Below are 15,796 nucleotides of genomic sequence, written 5' to 3' on the forward strand. Positions count from 1 at the left end.
CAATTGGAAGCGCGACTCCATCGCGTAAGCGTCGTTCTCGGCAAATAGCGTTGTGCTCGGCCAACGCTCTGGTGGTTTCCGCCATGTTCAACTCAGCGATCGGCCTTCCGTGATGCCTTCACGTCCCGGAGTCTGCTGCTCCGGTCTGCTGGATCTTCTGCTCGTATTTCTCCATGTCTACGGCTGGAACTGTGCCGATGGCTTGGAGCTGCCGGAAGAGTCGGATGGCGAAGTGGATGAGCTGCTGTCCGTTGTCGCTGGTTGTGCGTTGGGTTGTGACCATGGCTCCGGTGAGTGTGGGGGTGTAGTCGAAGCAGAAGTCATCTAGGGCGATGCCGATGTTGAGGAACCCCGGGTCGTCAGGAGCGGGTTGATATCTGTCGAGGTTGGCGAGGGCATCGTGCCAACCGTTTCGCGTCGCAAGTATGCCGCCGATGATGGGACTGAGGGTAATCTGTGCTGGCTCGTATTTACCGCCTTTGTGGACGACAGGCGCCGAGGTTCGGTCTAGGTTGCGAACGGTGGTGACCTTCTGGATCGCGGCCTGCACGTAGGCGGCGTTGAGTTCGGGTTTAATTTCGAAGACAGCGTAGACGCTTTCAACGGGCACGAAGCGCACATTGTTGGCTCCACCGAACCATTGTGGCGAGTAATGCTTGTCATAGACCGCGACGTCGATTTGATCACTCATGCCGCCGTGGTGGTCAACTGCGAATATAGGACCGACTTCGTATCGGGTGGGAAGGAAATCACGGATGAGACCAGTCCAGTCGCCTTCGGACACATCCCCTTGGGTAGGGCCATGGCTTGTCACGTCGCGGATGGCGAGAAATGAGGCTTTGAGAGCTACTTGCTTATTAATGAAGGCCCGGTGGAGGTCGAATGCAGGGCGCTCGTTTTGTTTGTCGGTCACGGCTGTCTCCGGAGCGAGATAGGTGTGGCATAAGTCGAGTCGATGAGCCACGTAACGGCGTGCATGGCTCCTTCGATCTCGGTGACGATGATCGAGATGAACTGGGTGAAGTCGAGATCTGGGTCGTCGAGATGGTGGAGGTAGGAGATCAGGTCGCGGAGGCTCGGGACGGGTTCTTGGTTCGGATGCGTGTGCCATTCGCCGAGCCATTGGCTGCGGTCGTGGGTCCATGCTGTTGTGGCTAGCGCCGTGGCGTGCGCGAGGTCGCGGTCGAAGGTGTGGGGTCCGCGTAGCGCGTCAGGGCCTGCATCGCCTGCGTGCCGAATTTCAATGCGATGGCCGAAGTCATGTCCGAGAAGTATCCCGCCGGTTTCCAGCCCGTCGCGAGACTGCTGTGCTTCGCGGGCGATCGCGTCGAGAGCGGCTCCGGTGATGGATACGTCTGGCGGACCGTTCGACTCAGGGGAGGGCGTTGGAGAGTCGTCCAGACCACCGGTCATGCTGAGCCGCATGTTGGACAGTTCGGGCGCGGCGGCGGCAGATCTGCCCAGCGAGTTTCTCCAACGCGGTGGAGATCAAATGGCGGTGTGAGATCGCCTCTGGGGCGAAGGCCGACGATGGCGTGCTCTGCGGGCAGTCGCTGCGTGGTGTCGCCGTGCTGGGTCTCGAGGACGGTGGCCAAAGCGAACTTGGCGGCGAGATTGCCGACCTGGTGGAGGTCCGTGGGCACAGCAGTCATCGGCCGGTGCACGCGTCCGGTGCCGTAGTCGAGTTCTTGGCCGGCTTCAGCGTCCATCGCTCCCTGTTCCGCGAGATGGTGCCGAAGGCAAAGGAGGCACCCTATGCGCGGTGCAGGTCTGAGCCTGATGATCTCGCCGATGGAGCCGTCATCGAGGACGCATGCGAGGACGGCCGGAACGTTCGCCCTTCGTGCGAGGTGGCTGACGACTCGGCGTGGCGCGATGCCGTCGGCGGCGCAGAGTACAAGGTCGACATTCCTAAGTACGGGGCGAACATAATGAGCGTCATCGACGACGTCCACGGCATGCGGAGTGAATCTGGTGAGCGGCCATCGTTCTGAAAGATATGTGCTGAGCGCCTCGACTTTGCGCCATCCGACATGCTCTGGAGGCAAGACGTGCCGCACGACGTTGTGCCACAGATAGCGATCAGGATCGACAAGCTCGATTCGACCTATGCCATAGGCGGCAAGCGCCTGGGCTGCAGCTCCGCCAATACTCCCGCAACCGACAATCATGATCGAGTTACGCTGCAAGCGCGCCAACGGCCATGAGTCGGCCATCTGGTCGAGGCCGAGTACGTCTGGCTCGATTGCTATGGCGATAGGGCGGACGCCTTCACGCTCAATCAGCCAAGCTGCGAACTCGCCCGCGCCATGCTGCTTGAACACATCGAGCACATCTGGCTGATGAGTAACAAGGATTCCTGCGTTCTTCCCCGGATCTAGGATCCCTGCAAGGAGATTCCGGAACCACGAATAGTTGATAGCAGTGCCAGGCCGGCGCAGCGCGTGCCAGTGCCATTCGTGGAGCGGAATGCCGACCACGCGCCGCCACTGCCCGGGTACATCGACGTTGCCCCACGTCAGACGTTTATAACGGTCTCCTACATCGACCGGGAGGCGCAGTCCTCGGCTGGTTTCAATGAGGTTGAGCACGTAGAAATCGCCGGCGGTGACGTGACGGAGTCCAATTACGCCGGCACCGTCAATCGACGCCTTGAACTTCTCAAGGGCGTCATGCGGAAGGAGTACAGGCGGAACCGACATCAGGCGGTGTTCCCACTCTGGCTGGTGGTATCTTCGGCCTCGTCACCGGTCATGTTGTCGGATTGTCGTGTGGCTGAGGCGACGAGGCCGTCAAGGCAATCGTCACCGACGATGCCGCACACGGTCATCTTGTCGATGACCTCGGCCTTCATCAGCGCGTACTCGACATGCCACCCAGCGGCCTTCAAGAGCAATTCGGTAATGCTGGCCTCCGGTTGCCATTGGCCTTGACTCTGCAGCAGGCACAGGGATCCGTCGGGGGCCACGTGCCACATCGCCTGCGTTCGCTCCTCGATCGCTGGCTCAGGCATCACTGGGTAGATCGCTGGGGGCACCATCGGATGCGCCGCCGAAAAGACCACCTCGACCTCGAGCCCGGTCGCCAACAGACTGCCTAGACCCTCGGGTTCGGGACGCTCGAAGGGCCACAGCGGCAGACGTCCGCGCCATCCACCGTGCAGAAACCCCTGCGACCGTGGTTCGACGAACCCTAGATCGGGCGCGAACTCCTCGACCTCTCGGCGATCTCGTTCGAGCCGCTTCGGTTCGTCATCCATCCAGAGAATGCTGGCGACCGCGTCCGTACCGTTGAGCGTCATCCTTGCGGCGTGTCCTTGACCTTGTGCGGGGGCAAGACGGGCGGCACGATCACCGCCTTGCCCCCGTTCAACGGTGGCTCCGGGAAGTCGTCTCCAAACAACTCGCGCCAGTAGCCGATGGCGAGTGCAGTACCGTTCCGGAGCTGCGCTCGGACTGCGTTGCTCGATACGTCGCGAGCCGCCGCCAAGCGCTCGCCGAAGGCGGTGAGATCGAGATCTTTCTGTATGACTCCACACAGGCCGGCCGGATCCTCGATGTTAAAGCCGTTGTTCACGTGATCCCACGCCTTGTGGAAGAACTCGTTCAAGGCGGCAGGGCGATTCGTGTCGGTCGGGAGGTAGCTGAGCGCTAGAACCTCCATCACCAGCGACTTGATCTTGCTGTCCTGATCAGATGCCCACCGCTTTAGCATGCGAACAGTACCCGCGAACTTGTTCCACTCGGCATGGCGGGCGGCGATCTCGGCGATCAGGTATTCGGGATTCGTCCCAACCCAAATCCGGTTCTTGGCCTCCGGGACGAGGAGCACACCAGCACGACGCAAAGCAGGCATCGCGTCGACCGTGAAGCCACCGTCGTCGTCAGGGTCGTCGAGGAAGCACTTGACCGCATGATTGCGCGGCGAGGCAAGCCGCACCTCGCGTGCATGGGTGCCGTTTGTTGCGCCGAGCACCTCGTTGATCATGCTCCCCGTGTACGACAGGGCGTCTTGTGCGGAGTCACCAGGCTCTCCCCAGTCGGGGTGATCGGTTTCGTCATAGATCACGACCACGTCGACATCGTTGATGGGATCCTTGTGCGTACCTCGAGCCAATGATCCGCTTGGAAGGATCTCGTCGACATCAGCCTCGCCACCCAGGCCGCTCTTGAAGACATCGCGACGCTGCCTCGCCGTTCTGAGCGATGTCTGAGGGACGTTCACAACGTCCTGAAAAATGCCAAAGGCGTCGTTCACGTCCACTGCGGCTCTCCTTGTCTTTGCGTCTCCCACAACCCAATCTAAAGATGACCGCCGACAGAACCACCGGAACGCAACAGCATCCCGCCCCGCTCAAGCAACTTCACCAACCTGTCAGGCACATGCATCGGTGACAGCAGGTCACGAACTCACCCCGGCAGAACCTGTATCGCTACAGAGAGCCACTGCGTTACGGGCTACCACAAAGCCGAAGATCAGCGCTTGGGATCTCGTGAGGTGGTCCTGCGGCGAAATACGCCTATAATTGAGCTCTCAACCATCACGCGCTGCTCCACCGGCTGGAAGACGGCGCCGAATCGCACCCAGTGAGACCCGCGATACCGTCACACTTCTTGCACTTGAGGAGCGGGTTGGGCGTCGAGTGCCGAAATCGGTCGCGGCTGCGTCAGCCGTTGAGCTGTCATGTGGCATCGACGGCTTGGAATTGAACGTGTTCCGGGGTGCGGGCGCTCGTGCTGAGCATTCATCGGCTAACGGCCGGGGACGGCTACAAGTACCTGTTGAAACACATCGCGTCGGGCGATGTCGATCGACGGATGGCGACTCCCTTGACGGCGTACTACACAGCGTCGGGATACCCGCCGGGCCGATGGTTCGGCAGGGGCTTGCGCGGCTTGGGCGACGGTCTGCTCACGTCCGGAACCGGCGTCACCGAGGCACAGATGGCTGCGGTCTTCGGACGTGCGGAGGACCCGTTGACCGGTGCGGCACTCGGCCGCCCGTATCCCGTTTTCAAGGCGCCATCCGAACGGATTCAGGAGCAGATCCGTCGGCTTGATGACCACCTCAGCGACGCGGATCGGCATGCCGCGATCGAGGAGATTCGGCGTGCTGAGATGCGCCAGAAGACCAGGCAGGCAGTCGCCGGCTTCGACCTCACGTTCTCACCCGCGAAGTCGGTTTCGGCGCTGTGGGCGACGACAGATGTTGGCGTGCAGGAGCAGATTGTCGCTGCGCATCACGAGGCGGTTCACGCCGTACTCGCGCTCATTGAGGAGGATGCGACGTTCACTCGGACAGGCAGCGGAGGGATAGCGCAGCTCGACACACGTGGCCTGATCGCCGCGGCCTTCGATCATTGGGACACCCGCCGCGGGGATCCTCAGCTTCACACCCATGTCGTCGTGGCTAACCGTGTCCAGGGGACCGATGGAGCCTGGCGCTCGCTCGACGGCCGAGTTCTGTACCGGTCTGCGGTCGCGATGTCGGAGATCCACAACGTCTTCCTCGCCGATGCCCTGAGTCAGCGGCTCGGCGTGACCTGGGAACTCCGCGAACGAGGGCCGCAACGCAACCCAGCATTCGAGATCGGCGCCATACCGGATCGACTGATCGAAGAGTTCTCCGCTCGGACAGAACAGATCGAGGCGAACCTTGCGGCCCTACTTGAAGGGCGAGAACAGGAACCCAGCAGGCGAGAGATGTACGTCCTACGCCAGCAAGCGACGCTTCACAATCGGCCGGCCAAGCATCTGGCACGACCACTCGCCGCCCTCATGGCCGATTGGCGTAAGCGCGCCCATCGGACCATCGGCAGCGACGCTGTTGCGGCCATTCAACGCTCCCTCGAGTGGCCCGCCGATCGCCCACTCGCAGCTGGAGATCTCAGCCCTGAAACGCTCGGGGCGTACGGCGCCGCAACCATCCTGACCCTGCAGACAAAGCGGGCGACCTGGACCCGCTGGAACCTCCTGGCCGAGGCCGCACGCCAGACCCGACTCCTCCGAATGACCTCCTCGCAAGACCGCTTCGCCGTACTCCAGTCCATCGTCGAGGTCGCCGAACGGCACTCGATCAGACTCACGGTTCCCGATCTGGTCTCCGTCCCGGTTACGCGCGCCAGCGGCGAGAGCATCTTCACGATCCACAACGGCGAGATCTTCACATCTCCGGTGATCCTCGGCGCCGAGTCGCTCCTACTCGACCTAGCCCGCAACTCCGAAGGTCCAACTATCCCGGCAATCCGGACCGACGGACTCAGCGTCGACAAAGCCCAGGCACTCCAGCGAATCTGCGCAAGCGGACAGAGGCTCGAGGCACTGATCGGCCCCGCCGGTACCGGCAAAACCAGGCTGCTCTCGACCCTCACCGCCCGCTGGCAGGCAACCCACGGCGAAGGCTCGGTCATCGCTCTCGCGCCCTCGTCAGCCGCGTCGACCGTCCTGTCTGACGCCATCGGAGTACACACCGAAAACATTGCCAAATGGATCTACGAATCCGCCGGCCTGGGCGCCGAACAACGCCGACAGCTCATCCAGCAAACGTCGTACGCTGCGGGGCTTGCCCACCACGCACGCCGCAAGCGGCGCCACCTACGCCTGACTGAACAGCTCGCCGCTCTCCACGCCGAAGACGACAGTTGGATCTTCCGCAAGGACCAACTCGTCATCGTCGACGAAGCCTCGATGGCGAGCACTATGGAACTCGCGACCCTTGCGCGTGCAACCAAAGCTGCCGGCGCCAAACTCCTCCTCGTGGGCGATGACGCCCAACTCTCCGCCTCCGATACCGGCGGCGCCTTCCGCCTCATCGCCCATGACACCCAAGCCGCCGAACTCACCGACGTCTGGCGCTTCACCCACCCGTGGGAGCGCGATGCCGGCCTCGCCCTCCGCCGCGGCGACCTCACCGCTATTGACGCGTACGAGGAGCACCATCGCCTCTCCGCCGGCGCTTCCGACGACATGGAAGTCGCCGCCTACAAGGCCTGGCTCGCCGACACCCGAGCCGGCAAGACCAGCCTCCTCCTCGCCGCCGACAACACGACCGTCGCCCGGCTCAACACCCGCGCGCGCCTCGACCGCATCGCCACCGGCGAAGTCGAACCCGACGGCATCGAACTCCACAACGGCACCCACGTCGGCCTAGGCGACCACATCGTCACCCGCCTCAACAACCGCCGCCTCCGGTACGGGCGTAACTCCTTCGTCCAGAACGGCGACCAGTGGACCGTCATCCACCGATGGCCCGACGGCTCCCTCACGGTCCAAAACCACGCCGACGAAACCGTCACCCTTCCCAGCACCTACGTCCAAGAATCCGTAGAACTCGCCTACGCCACCACAGCCCACCGAGCGCAAGGCACCACCGTCGACACAGCCCACCTCATAGTCACGGATCACCTCACGCGAGCCCTCCTCTACGTGGGCCTAACCCGCGGCCGACACACCAACAACGCCTACGTAGCCACTCACCAAACCACCACCGACCTCCATGAACCCCACCCCGAACAAACCATGCAAGACATCCTCGAAGCGATCCTCGCAGACCCCGGCGTCGAACAATCCGCCCACGAAGTCCTACGCCAACAACTAGACAACGCCACCCGCCTAGACCGCCTAGTCCCCCTCCACGAACACCTATGCCAACTAGACGCCCGCACCCGCTACCGCCAAGCCTTCGACACCTGCGGCCTAGACCCCACCAACCAAGCCGCCCTAGAAGCCTCTCCCGCCTACGGCGCCCTCATCGCCGAACTCCGCCGCGCCGAGAACGCTAACCTCAACCTCCCCGACCTCCTCCGCCGAGCCGTCACCCAATCTCCCCTAGCGGACGCCAACGACCTCAGCGCGGTCCTCCATTCAAGAATCGAACGCCTCGTCTCTCGATCGCTCCGCCGCACCGGACACCAACCACCAACAATCGCGGGCCTGGTCACCCCGGCCACGCACGTCAACAACCCCAGGCTGCTCGGCCCACTACGCGAACTCGAATCCCAAATCGCCCGTCGAGCAGATTGGCTCGCGGACCGCACCATCTCGGAGCCAACCGCCTGGTATGACGCCTTTGCGAACGCGTCCCCTCATGGATCGAGCCAAGACCTCAAACCCCTCGTACGCGAGATCGCCGCCTACAGAGACCGCTACGACATCCGCAGCGCGGATGTTCTCGGCGCTCCACCGCCTCACGCCGCCGCCGCCCAGCTCCACCACCGAGCACGACTCATCAGCGTTCTACAAGACACCCTTGACACCGTCCGAGCGCCTGTACCGGCCGAGACAATGGCCGAACACCAAACGCTCCCGCATCACCTGTCTGACGGCCCGGCCATGAGTGGGACCGCTGCCGTCTCCATCCTGCCGGACGAAGCCACAGGATCGACCTACTGATCTGACGCAGTCTTCTGGTCGCTACGCAGCCACGGGCGCGGCTACGCGTCCGCGGCAAACTGAGGTCGCATCCACCCGCTCAACCTGTCGAAAATCCCACGAGGACGGAAGGGCGGCCGCTGGTCATCTGACACAGCTCGCCATCGGACGTTAGTGCAGCGCTGCCACCGCGGTCTCGATCACCGTGTCGGGAGGGCTCACGACGTCGGGCACGACGCCGGTTCCTTCCCAGTTGGTGCCGCTGATGCTGTCGACGACGTACGCCTCGGGCAGGTACGCCAGCACCGTCGGCGCCAGCCGGATCGGCGTGATGTGATCGGCGGCGCCGGGCGTGGTTTCGCCCACGACGGTGACCCGGCCGCGAGCCTGCAGGTGATAGGCGAGCGCTTCGCCGGACGAGAACGTGCCAGGCCCGACCAGAACGGCGACAGGCTGCCGCAGACTCATGCCGGACGGCAGGGCGGGCGTCCACCACTGACGCTGGCGGTCCGGGTAGACGACCTCGGACAGCTGTGTCGGCGTATCGCCGAGCAACCGGCCAGCGATGTGCGCGACTGTTGCTGGGTCGCCGCCGCCATTGGCGCGCAGGTCGAGCAGGATCCGGGCCGAGCCCTGCGCGAGGGCGAACGCGCCGTCAAGATACGGCTGGGCGAGACTGACGTCGTCGAGGTCATCGACGCTGATAAGACACGTGCCGCCCACCAGCCGCCGCACCTGCGAAACGCTCGCGGCCCGAGCCTGGACCACATCCGGGTCGGGATCCGGCCAGCCCGGCGGGACGGTGTCGGGCCGGGCGGTGCCGTCGGGCTGGAAGGTGAGCGCGAGATGCCGCGAGACCGTCCACGCACACCGCTCCATCGCCACACAGTCCGGGGCAGTAACCGGTCTATCCACGGCCCCGAACCGTTCGGTCAGCACAGCGATGAGGGCGTCACGGCGGGCGCCAGGTGGCATCAACCGGCGCAGCCAGCCCGTGAGCCGCTCGACAAGGTCACGCATCACCACGGCGTCAGCCATGATCGAACACTAGAACAGACAGTTCGCGCCAACGGCCTCGACCGATATGCCCACAGCAAGCCGACGGCTCGGCAGGCTCGGTGGCGGGACCGAGACCGTCCACAGCAGACCGCGGCAGTCCCGGACGGTGGCTCCTCATCTCGACCAGCTGCATCTCGGTCAAGAACTGGATCTGAGCGCCGAGCAGATGGCTGGTGCGCGCGGTCGCGCAATGAGCCTTGAGACCGACCGAGACGTGGATGTGCGGTCGGACCGTGCTGACTGACGACCCACTCCGCACCACCGACATCGAGACCACATCCTTTGCGAGCAAGAGCGCACCGAGACTAAGCTGCGATACGGACGGTGAAATCCACATTCCTTCCCTGAGTTTCGCCTGCCGCCGTCTGCCCCTGGCAGGAGACGAGAATCTTCACCGAGCCGCTTTCTGAAGGTTGCTTGATGCGCGAGCAGGATACAAAAAAAGCAATGACATCAAACTCGATATCAATGTCGTCGAGCGCACCAGGTACCCCCTTGAATGTAACGAAATAGCTCCCTGTGCTAGGTCGACTCGCTTCCGGCTTGATGCCGTTCGAGGTTCGAAACCTGTCCACCGATCCCCCAGCAGAGACGAACGCCCGACCGACGTAGCCAGCCGGTCCGGACGTAGGAGGCAGGTAGTAGCCATGGAGGTCGACAATGACATCGACCATGCCGGCGGAGTTGAATATCGTTACTTTACGATTTGCGCCGAGCTTGACGGTGGCAGGACTGTTGGCAATCCTCCCGGCGGCATATTCGACGTCACTGGTTCCGGGCCTCGATGTGCCAGTCGGATAAAGAGTGAGATGTCCGGTACTGGCCGTCCCGAGGGCGGCCGTTATCCCCAGTGACACGGCCGTCGCGTCGGCGGGCACCGTCGCCGGCATCGTGACAGTAATCTCCTTGCCCGGGCCGAGTTTCAAGGCTGGCGATGACAAGGTGCTGAAGACTCGCGCGGGATTGAGTGGCTGGAATGATCCAGGTCCAACCGCTGGGGCAACCGCGGCCACGGCTTGTCCTGGGAGCGCATCGGAGTAGGAGAGGCATCCAAAGGTCAGGAGGGCGCCCATCGCTGCCCCCAGTGCCGCCGCGCCGAATCGGCTTCGCATACCTAGCAACCTCCTGATCAACAGATGCTGTCTCTGACCATTACGCGACCTGGCACACGCACGGTTCGATCAGGTCCAAACAGTTCTCTTGTACCGAGCCAATGCGACGACAGCTACCCGGCGAGGAGCGCAACGTTCCCGGCGGCCCAGATTTCTCCCTCCCGTCCGCACGCTGAGCAGTGCGGGTGCGGAAGCACCACTGCTCTGCCCCCGGTTATCGGCCCTGAGCGTGGTGTGGCTAACGCTCCGTCCTCGCCAACAATGTTCCAGACCTTGGGTGCGCTTGCCGTGACCGCCAGAGACAGTCACGGCGCCAGAGTTGAACTTTCTGCCTCGGCTCGATGACTGGTTCGGCTGCAGCCCAAGAGGGAGGCCCAGTCTCGGAGGCGGCGGATGGCGAGGGTTAGGTCTCGGTGGAAGGCGAGGGGGTCGGAGGGGGCGGCGTCTTCTTGGTAGCAGGCTTCCCAGAAGGTTCGGAGGGCTGAGAGCTCTTCGACGATGGCGCCGTGGTGGGGCCAGCAGGGTGGGATGGCCTTGTGGTCGAGGTTGTAGCGGGCGGCCGCCCAGGTGACCCAGGTGGACAGGCGTTCTAATTCTTCGGCGGTGCTGGTGGGGTCTAGGTCTCGCCAGCAGATGACGTAAGGGTCTGTGGTGGCGGTGAAGGTTAGAGCTTTGGCCAAGTCGTCGTTCATATGGTGGCCGACTCGATGCTGTGGCGGATTTGGGCTGCGTCGGGGCGGGCGGTCCATGGGGTCATGTTCAGCAAGATGGGTGGGGCGGTTCGGGCGAGGAGTACGCCGGTGCCGAAGGGGAGAGTTCGGATGACGTCCGGCGGGAGGATCGGGATTCGGCGGGTGCTCGTGGAGATGGTGCGGGCGCCGTCTGGGCCGCGGCTCCAGTTGCGGAGTTCTTCGTCGCGTTCGCCGCAGACGGCCGCTAGGTCTTGGAGGTCTCGGGGTTGGGCTGAGCCGCCGAGGATGAGACGGAGGGTGGCGGCATCCCACATGGCAGCTGCGGCTTGTTCGCTCCAACGTTCGCGGGCTTGGGCGAGGGACTGGATGACGACGAGGGTGGAGATGCCGGTACCGCCGCCGTCTGCCATGAGGGACGGCAGTGAAGGTAGGGCGCACAGGTTGGCGATCTCGTCGAGGACGAGGGCGAGTGGTGGTTCGAGTCGTCCGCCGGGGTTGTGCGCGGCGAGTTGGCGGGCTGACTCGGTGATGTCTTCGAGGAGGGCCGCGATGAAGGACGAGCTCGCGCTGGCGCCGGATCCGGTACCCAGTAGGTAGATCGTGCCGCGCTCGCGGATGAACTCAGCGGGCTCGAGCCCCTCGCCGGGTGGCGGGTCGAACGAACGTCGTACGGCGGGATCCGCGAGCGCTGACAAAGCAGAGCGGACACCGGCCCAGATGGCGTCCCGGGTGCGTCCGTCCATGCGGACGATGCCGTCGAGCGTGTCGCCCCACCCTTCGGCGGCGTCGTCGGAGCGGTTGAGGATGTTGACGGCTTCGATGGCGGAGACGGGCTCGAGGCTCCAGCGGTAGAGCTGTTCGATGCCGGTGTCATCGAGGGCGGCGGCGTGGAGGAGGCCGCGGATGGCCATCTCGGTTTGACCGTGCCAGAAGGCACCATCACTGACGCCGCCCTTAGCGAAGCCGGCGCCGGCGGCGAGGCCGCTGGCGCGAACGATCGCAGTTGTTGGGTTCTCGCAGCCCCGAACGGGGGACCAGCGGATGCCTTCGACGTTGCCGAGGCCCTGCGGATCGAAGATGGCGACGGGACCTATTGCTCGTCGGAGCTCGAGGGTGGCCGCCAGGTTGTCGGGTCGGGTTGACGTGGTGACGACCGCTCCGGGTGCGTCGATGATCGTGTTGATGATCTGGTGAAGGCCTTTACCGGACCTTGGTGGGCCGACGGCGATGATCGAGTCTTCGACGGATGCCCAGCATTCGCGACCGCGCGAGTGACCCAGAAGGTTTCCGACTTCGGCAGGTGATGGTGTGCCTGCCTGAGGCCGGGCTGAACGTCCGCGCCGTACTACTTGCCGACGTCCGACCGCAGCGTCAACGTCCGCAGCAGTCGCGAGACCAGGTCGGCTTGCAAGAGCTCGGGTACGGCTGGACGTTGTCGCCCGCCGTCGGCGCCAGAGTCGCAGGAAGCAGAACGTGGCGATGAAGGGCAAGCAAGCGAGAACACCGAGCACGACCCAGTAAGTCGCCGCACCGAAGGACGCTTGAAAGGCGTCGGCGGGATCGGCGGGATGGAGTGCGACGTTCAGGGCATCGATCCAGGGTGAGCGGACCCAGTGGCCGGTGGTCAGCACGCTGGCGACCCCGCCAGCGGCGTACAAGACGCCGGCAGCCGAGAACAAGACAGCGGCACCGATGATGAGTAGGTCTGACATGTCTCGAGGTGGGCGTTGGTTCATTGCTCCTACATCCGGCCGTCGGTATCGAACAACTCGACCTCGCGGGCATGACGAACCAGCTGTACGACGAACGACCGGTTCGGCAGCCGCCACAGCGCCCGGCCCTTGGGCAGCTTCGCGATCGTCGCGATCTCAACGTCGGTCAGTCCGAGGAGGCTCGCAGTTCGGGACAACTGGTCGCTCTCCTGCCGGAGCATGATGCGCGTCGAGCAGTCGGCCAGCAGTCCCTCAGCCAAGGCGCGCGCTTCAGATCCAAGGTCGCCAACGGCGGCGAGGTCGGACAGTCGGTGCACGATGAGAATGTTGGAGACGCCCCACGCGCGGGAGAGCTTCCACTGTTCCTGCATCCGTCGTAGCAACGCCGGATCACGCATCACGCGCCAGCCCTCGTCGTACACGATGTACCGGTTGCCCCCCGCGGGATCCGCGACGGCCGCCTCGAGCCACGATGAGGCGCAGGCGAGGGTCAGGCGGAGCGCCTGGTCGTTGCCGCCGCTGCTCAGCCACGACGAGTCCAGCGTGACCATCGGAAGCGTTGGATCGAACTCGGTGGTCGACGGCCCATCGAACATCCCGGACAGATCGCCGTGCACCAGTCGCCGGATGGCGTGCGCAACCTCGCGACCGTCATCGGTGAGGTTCGCCGCTTGCAGTCCAGCGCGTCGAGCCGACGCCGGATCCGGGGTGAACAGAGCAACAACAACGTCAGGAATCGTCGGAACGTCCACCTGCTGCGAGACGGTCTCCAGGGCGAGGTCGATCGCGGTGTGTTCGACTGCGGCCAACGGGCGGCCGAGCGTCGACTCAGCCAACGTCCCCAGCAATCCTCGGCGCCGTGACCACACGATCCGTTCCCATTCGTCTGCGTCGACCGCCGTCGGCCGGCGACCGGCATCGAGCGGATTGAGACGTGTCGGCAGGCCGGGCCCGAGCTGGATCGTGGCGCCGCCTACCGCGGCAGCGACGGCCGTCCACTCACCTTTCGGGTCGCAGGGCACGTAGGCCTTGTGGCCGAGAGCAATGGATCGGGTGATCAATGCCTTCGCGGTCGTCGACTTCCCACTTCCGATCACACCAGCCAGTAGGACGTTTGGGTTGGTGATGATCCGCGCCTGGTAGAGAACCCATGGGTCGAAGACGAAGGAGCCACCGCTGAAGACATCGGACCCGATGTAGGTGCCGTCGGCCCCAAGTCCTCCTTCGGCCAGAAATGGGTACGCGACGCGGAGCACTCTCGTAGTCGCCCGATGCGCGTAAACGAGCAGGCGCCGATCACGACCAGAGCCCGCCTCTCCTTCGAGCAGCGTTGGGCGCGGCTTGCGCTGTACGTCGGACCGCACCCGCCGATTGGCTCGCCGAGTCGCTCGATCAGCTCCGTCGGCCTCGAAGTACGCCGAGAGTGGCATCAGAGACCAACTCCGAACGGCAGCGCAGCAGCGAGGAAACCCTCGAGCTGCTGACCAACCAAACGCCGCAGATCAAGCAGAGCCTGCGTCGCCGCGATCTCGATCTCCATGCAGGCGTCGTCGAGCGCTTCGTCGGAGTCGGCCGACACGACCACCAGCCCCAGCCACCGCACATCGCCGTGGCCTGCAGCGAGGTCCCGTTCGCGTTGGGCCACGTCGGCATCGACCTGGCGATCCTCCTCGGTCTCCATCTGACCGATCCGATTCCGGGTCGCGCGATCGCTGACCCGTTCGACCTGATGCCGCCGCGCGTCCCGCAGGGCTTTCGCAATCGGAATCGGCTGAAGCACCATGGTGAATGTCCGGCGAATGCCCGGCCGCAGCAGCAGCGGACTCAGGAACGACGACGTCGTACGCACCCGCGGCCACTCGGTGATCACATACACCCGATGCAGCGACGAATCCGTCCTCAAGTGGTCCCAAGCGGCATCAACCGCCAGCGGACCCGCATCGGCCGCATCGATGGGACGCGAGCCCGATAGCGTCCGGGTAGCCGCCGGATCAAACGCCATCCGCAGACTCGCCGCCAGATCACTCGCATCAAGCCACGCACCCGCCACCCCAGCAGCGGCGAGCGACGTCTGGAAAGCGCGGGCTTCCGACTCCAGCACTGCACTGGCACCCGCCAGACCACCGCCCTGCTTGCGCACCTCGCGCGCGACCGCATCCAGGTTCACGGCGAAGCTGAACAGCGTCTCGTGCTTGGCCGCAGCAGGCGCAGCACGCTCCAGGAGATCGGTGTAGATCCTCCCTGCAGGCGTCGTCGGATCCACCTTCCGTTGCCTGGCCCACTCCCCCAGCTCGTCGCCGGGATCAGGGAGTGTCCGCTCGAGTATCTGCGCCCGAGCGATCCGGTTGCCCTGGCACAGTCCGGCGATCAGCTGACCGTACGCCGCCACCCGCCGATCCTGCTCGTCCGCGTTCTGCAGCAGATGCGCCGGTCCCTCGATCCGAGCCACGGCGATCAGCCGTCGCCGCCGCGGATCGTGTACGACGCCAAAGCCGGTAGCTGATGTCAGGATCTGCAACGCACCTGCCTCTCCCGGCAATTGCAGACGCCCAAGGTGCCTCGGCTCCATCACCCGGGCTCGGAACGACTGCCGCCCACGGAGCAGCCCCCACATATGCATTCCTCTCAGGAACAACCATCGGTACAAAGGAATCTCTTCAGCCTGGGCAAACGCGACGACGCCGCACACCGGCACTAACGCCAGCCCGGTCACCTTTGCGAGCGGAGGCAGTTGGGTGGCCAGCGACAGCACGAACACGACGACTGCGACCAACAGCAGCGCGATCTGCATCGGCCGAAGTCCAAGCAGTACGGCGTTTCGCTCGGGCCGCGGGAACCGCGTCGACAACATG

The 15,796-nt window shown here is 64.3% G+C and carries 11 protein-coding genes; 1 reads left to right on the plus strand and 10 read right to left on the minus strand.

Annotated features, from left to right (window positions below):
- Window positions 1-118: 118 nt before the first annotated feature.
- The 5 genes from ACWF4Z_RS13255 to ACWF4Z_RS13275 are packed head-to-tail and all read right to left on the minus strand — an operon-like array spanning window position 119 to window position 4,263.
- Window positions 119-913, minus strand: a complete 795-nt coding sequence (locus ACWF4Z_RS13255; protein ID WP_452243250.1) for a DUF6602 domain-containing protein — start codon at window positions 911-913, stop codon at window positions 119-121.
- Entirely contained in the window at window positions 910-1,425 is a 516-nt protein-coding gene (locus ACWF4Z_RS13260; protein ID WP_452243251.1) for a Mov34/MPN/PAD-1 family protein, read from the minus strand. The genes ACWF4Z_RS13255 and ACWF4Z_RS13260 overlap by 4 nt, the downstream gene beginning before the upstream one ends.
- On the minus strand, window positions 1,410-2,702 hold the full coding sequence (locus tag ACWF4Z_RS13265) for a ThiF family adenylyltransferase (RefSeq protein ID WP_452243252.1): 1,293 nt from the start codon (window positions 2,700-2,702) through the stop codon (window positions 1,410-1,412). The genes ACWF4Z_RS13260 and ACWF4Z_RS13265 overlap by 16 nt, the downstream gene beginning before the upstream one ends.
- Window positions 2,702-3,301 carry a ubiquitin-conjugating enzyme E2 variant gene (locus tag ACWF4Z_RS13270; protein WP_452243253.1) on the minus strand — a complete coding sequence of 200 codons (600 nt, stop codon included), beginning with the start codon at window positions 3,299-3,301 and terminating at the stop codon, window positions 2,702-2,704. The genes ACWF4Z_RS13265 and ACWF4Z_RS13270 overlap by 1 nt, the downstream gene beginning before the upstream one ends.
- Window positions 3,298-4,263: a nucleotidyltransferase domain-containing protein gene (locus ACWF4Z_RS13275; RefSeq protein WP_452243254.1), complete on the minus strand. Its 966-nt coding sequence runs from the start codon at window positions 4,261-4,263 to the stop codon at window positions 3,298-3,300. Before ACWF4Z_RS13275 ends, ACWF4Z_RS13270 begins: the two co-directional genes overlap by 4 nt.
- A gap of 470 nt (window positions 4,264-4,733) precedes the next feature.
- Between ACWF4Z_RS13275 and mobF the strand changes: the two genes are divergently transcribed.
- Window positions 4,734-8,390: a MobF family relaxase gene (gene mobF / locus ACWF4Z_RS13280; RefSeq protein WP_452243255.1), complete on the plus strand. Its 3,657-nt coding sequence runs from the start codon at window positions 4,734-4,736 to the stop codon at window positions 8,388-8,390.
- 150 nt (window positions 8,391-8,540) lie between these two features.
- Here mobF and ACWF4Z_RS13285 read toward each other — a convergent pair whose 3' ends face one another.
- The 5 genes from ACWF4Z_RS13285 to ACWF4Z_RS13305 form a co-directional block, all read right to left on the minus strand.
- A complete protein-coding gene (locus ACWF4Z_RS13285; protein ID WP_452243256.1) occupies window positions 8,541-9,407 on the minus strand; it encodes a S41 family peptidase in 867 nt (288 codons plus the stop codon).
- Between the two features lie 326 nt (window positions 9,408-9,733).
- The gene (locus tag ACWF4Z_RS13290; protein WP_452243257.1) at window positions 9,734-10,540 is read right to left on the minus strand and encodes a hypothetical protein; all 807 of its coding nucleotides are present in this window, start codon (window positions 10,538-10,540) and stop codon (window positions 9,734-9,736) included.
- A gap of 688 nt (window positions 10,541-11,228) precedes the next feature.
- Complete coding sequence (locus ACWF4Z_RS13295; RefSeq protein ID WP_452243258.1) at window positions 11,229-12,944, minus strand: type IV secretory system conjugative DNA transfer family protein; 1,716 nt, start codon at window positions 12,942-12,944, stop codon at window positions 11,229-11,231.
- A 29-nt stretch (window positions 12,945-12,973) separates the two neighbouring features.
- A complete protein-coding gene (locus ACWF4Z_RS13300) occupies window positions 12,974-14,374 on the minus strand; it encodes an ATP-binding protein (RefSeq protein WP_452243259.1) in 1,401 nt (466 codons plus the stop codon).
- Complete coding sequence (locus ACWF4Z_RS13305) at window positions 14,374-15,795, minus strand: SCO6880 family protein (RefSeq protein WP_452243317.1); 1,422 nt, start codon at window positions 15,793-15,795, stop codon at window positions 14,374-14,376. The genes ACWF4Z_RS13300 and ACWF4Z_RS13305 overlap by 1 nt, the downstream gene beginning before the upstream one ends.
- Window position 15,796: the final 1 nt, after the last annotated feature.

This window comes from Kribbella sp. NPDC055071, assembly GCF_053608045.1.

Bases quoted from the DNA above. Each gene is read 5' to 3' on its own strand.
- ACWF4Z_RS13260 (WP_452243251.1), bottom strand. From the start codon at position 1,425: ATGCGGCTCAGCATGACCGGTGGTCTGGACGACTCTCCAACGCCCTCC.
- ACWF4Z_RS13265 (WP_452243252.1), bottom strand. From the start codon at position 2,702: ATGTCGGTTCCGCCTGTACTCCTTCCGCATGACGCCCTTGAGAAGTTC.
- ACWF4Z_RS13270 (WP_452243253.1), bottom strand. From the start codon at position 3,301: ATGACGCTCAACGGTACGGACGCGGTCGCCAGCATTCTCTGGATGGAT.
- ACWF4Z_RS13285 (WP_452243256.1), bottom strand. From the start codon at position 9,407: ATGGCTGACGCCGTGGTGATGCGTGACCTTGTCGAGCGGCTCACGGGC.
- ACWF4Z_RS13290 (WP_452243257.1), bottom strand. From the start codon at position 10,540: ATGCGAAGCCGATTCGGCGCGGCGGCACTGGGGGCAGCGATGGGCGCC.
- ACWF4Z_RS13295 (WP_452243258.1), bottom strand. From the start codon at position 12,944: ATGTCAGACCTACTCATCATCGGTGCCGCTGTCTTGTTCTCGGCTGCC.
- ACWF4Z_RS13300 (WP_452243259.1), bottom strand. From the start codon at position 14,374: ATGCCACTCTCGGCGTACTTCGAGGCCGACGGAGCTGATCGAGCGACT.
- ACWF4Z_RS13305 (WP_452243317.1), bottom strand. From the start codon at position 15,795: ATGTTGTCGACGCGGTTCCCGCGGCCCGAGCGAAACGCCGTACTGCTT.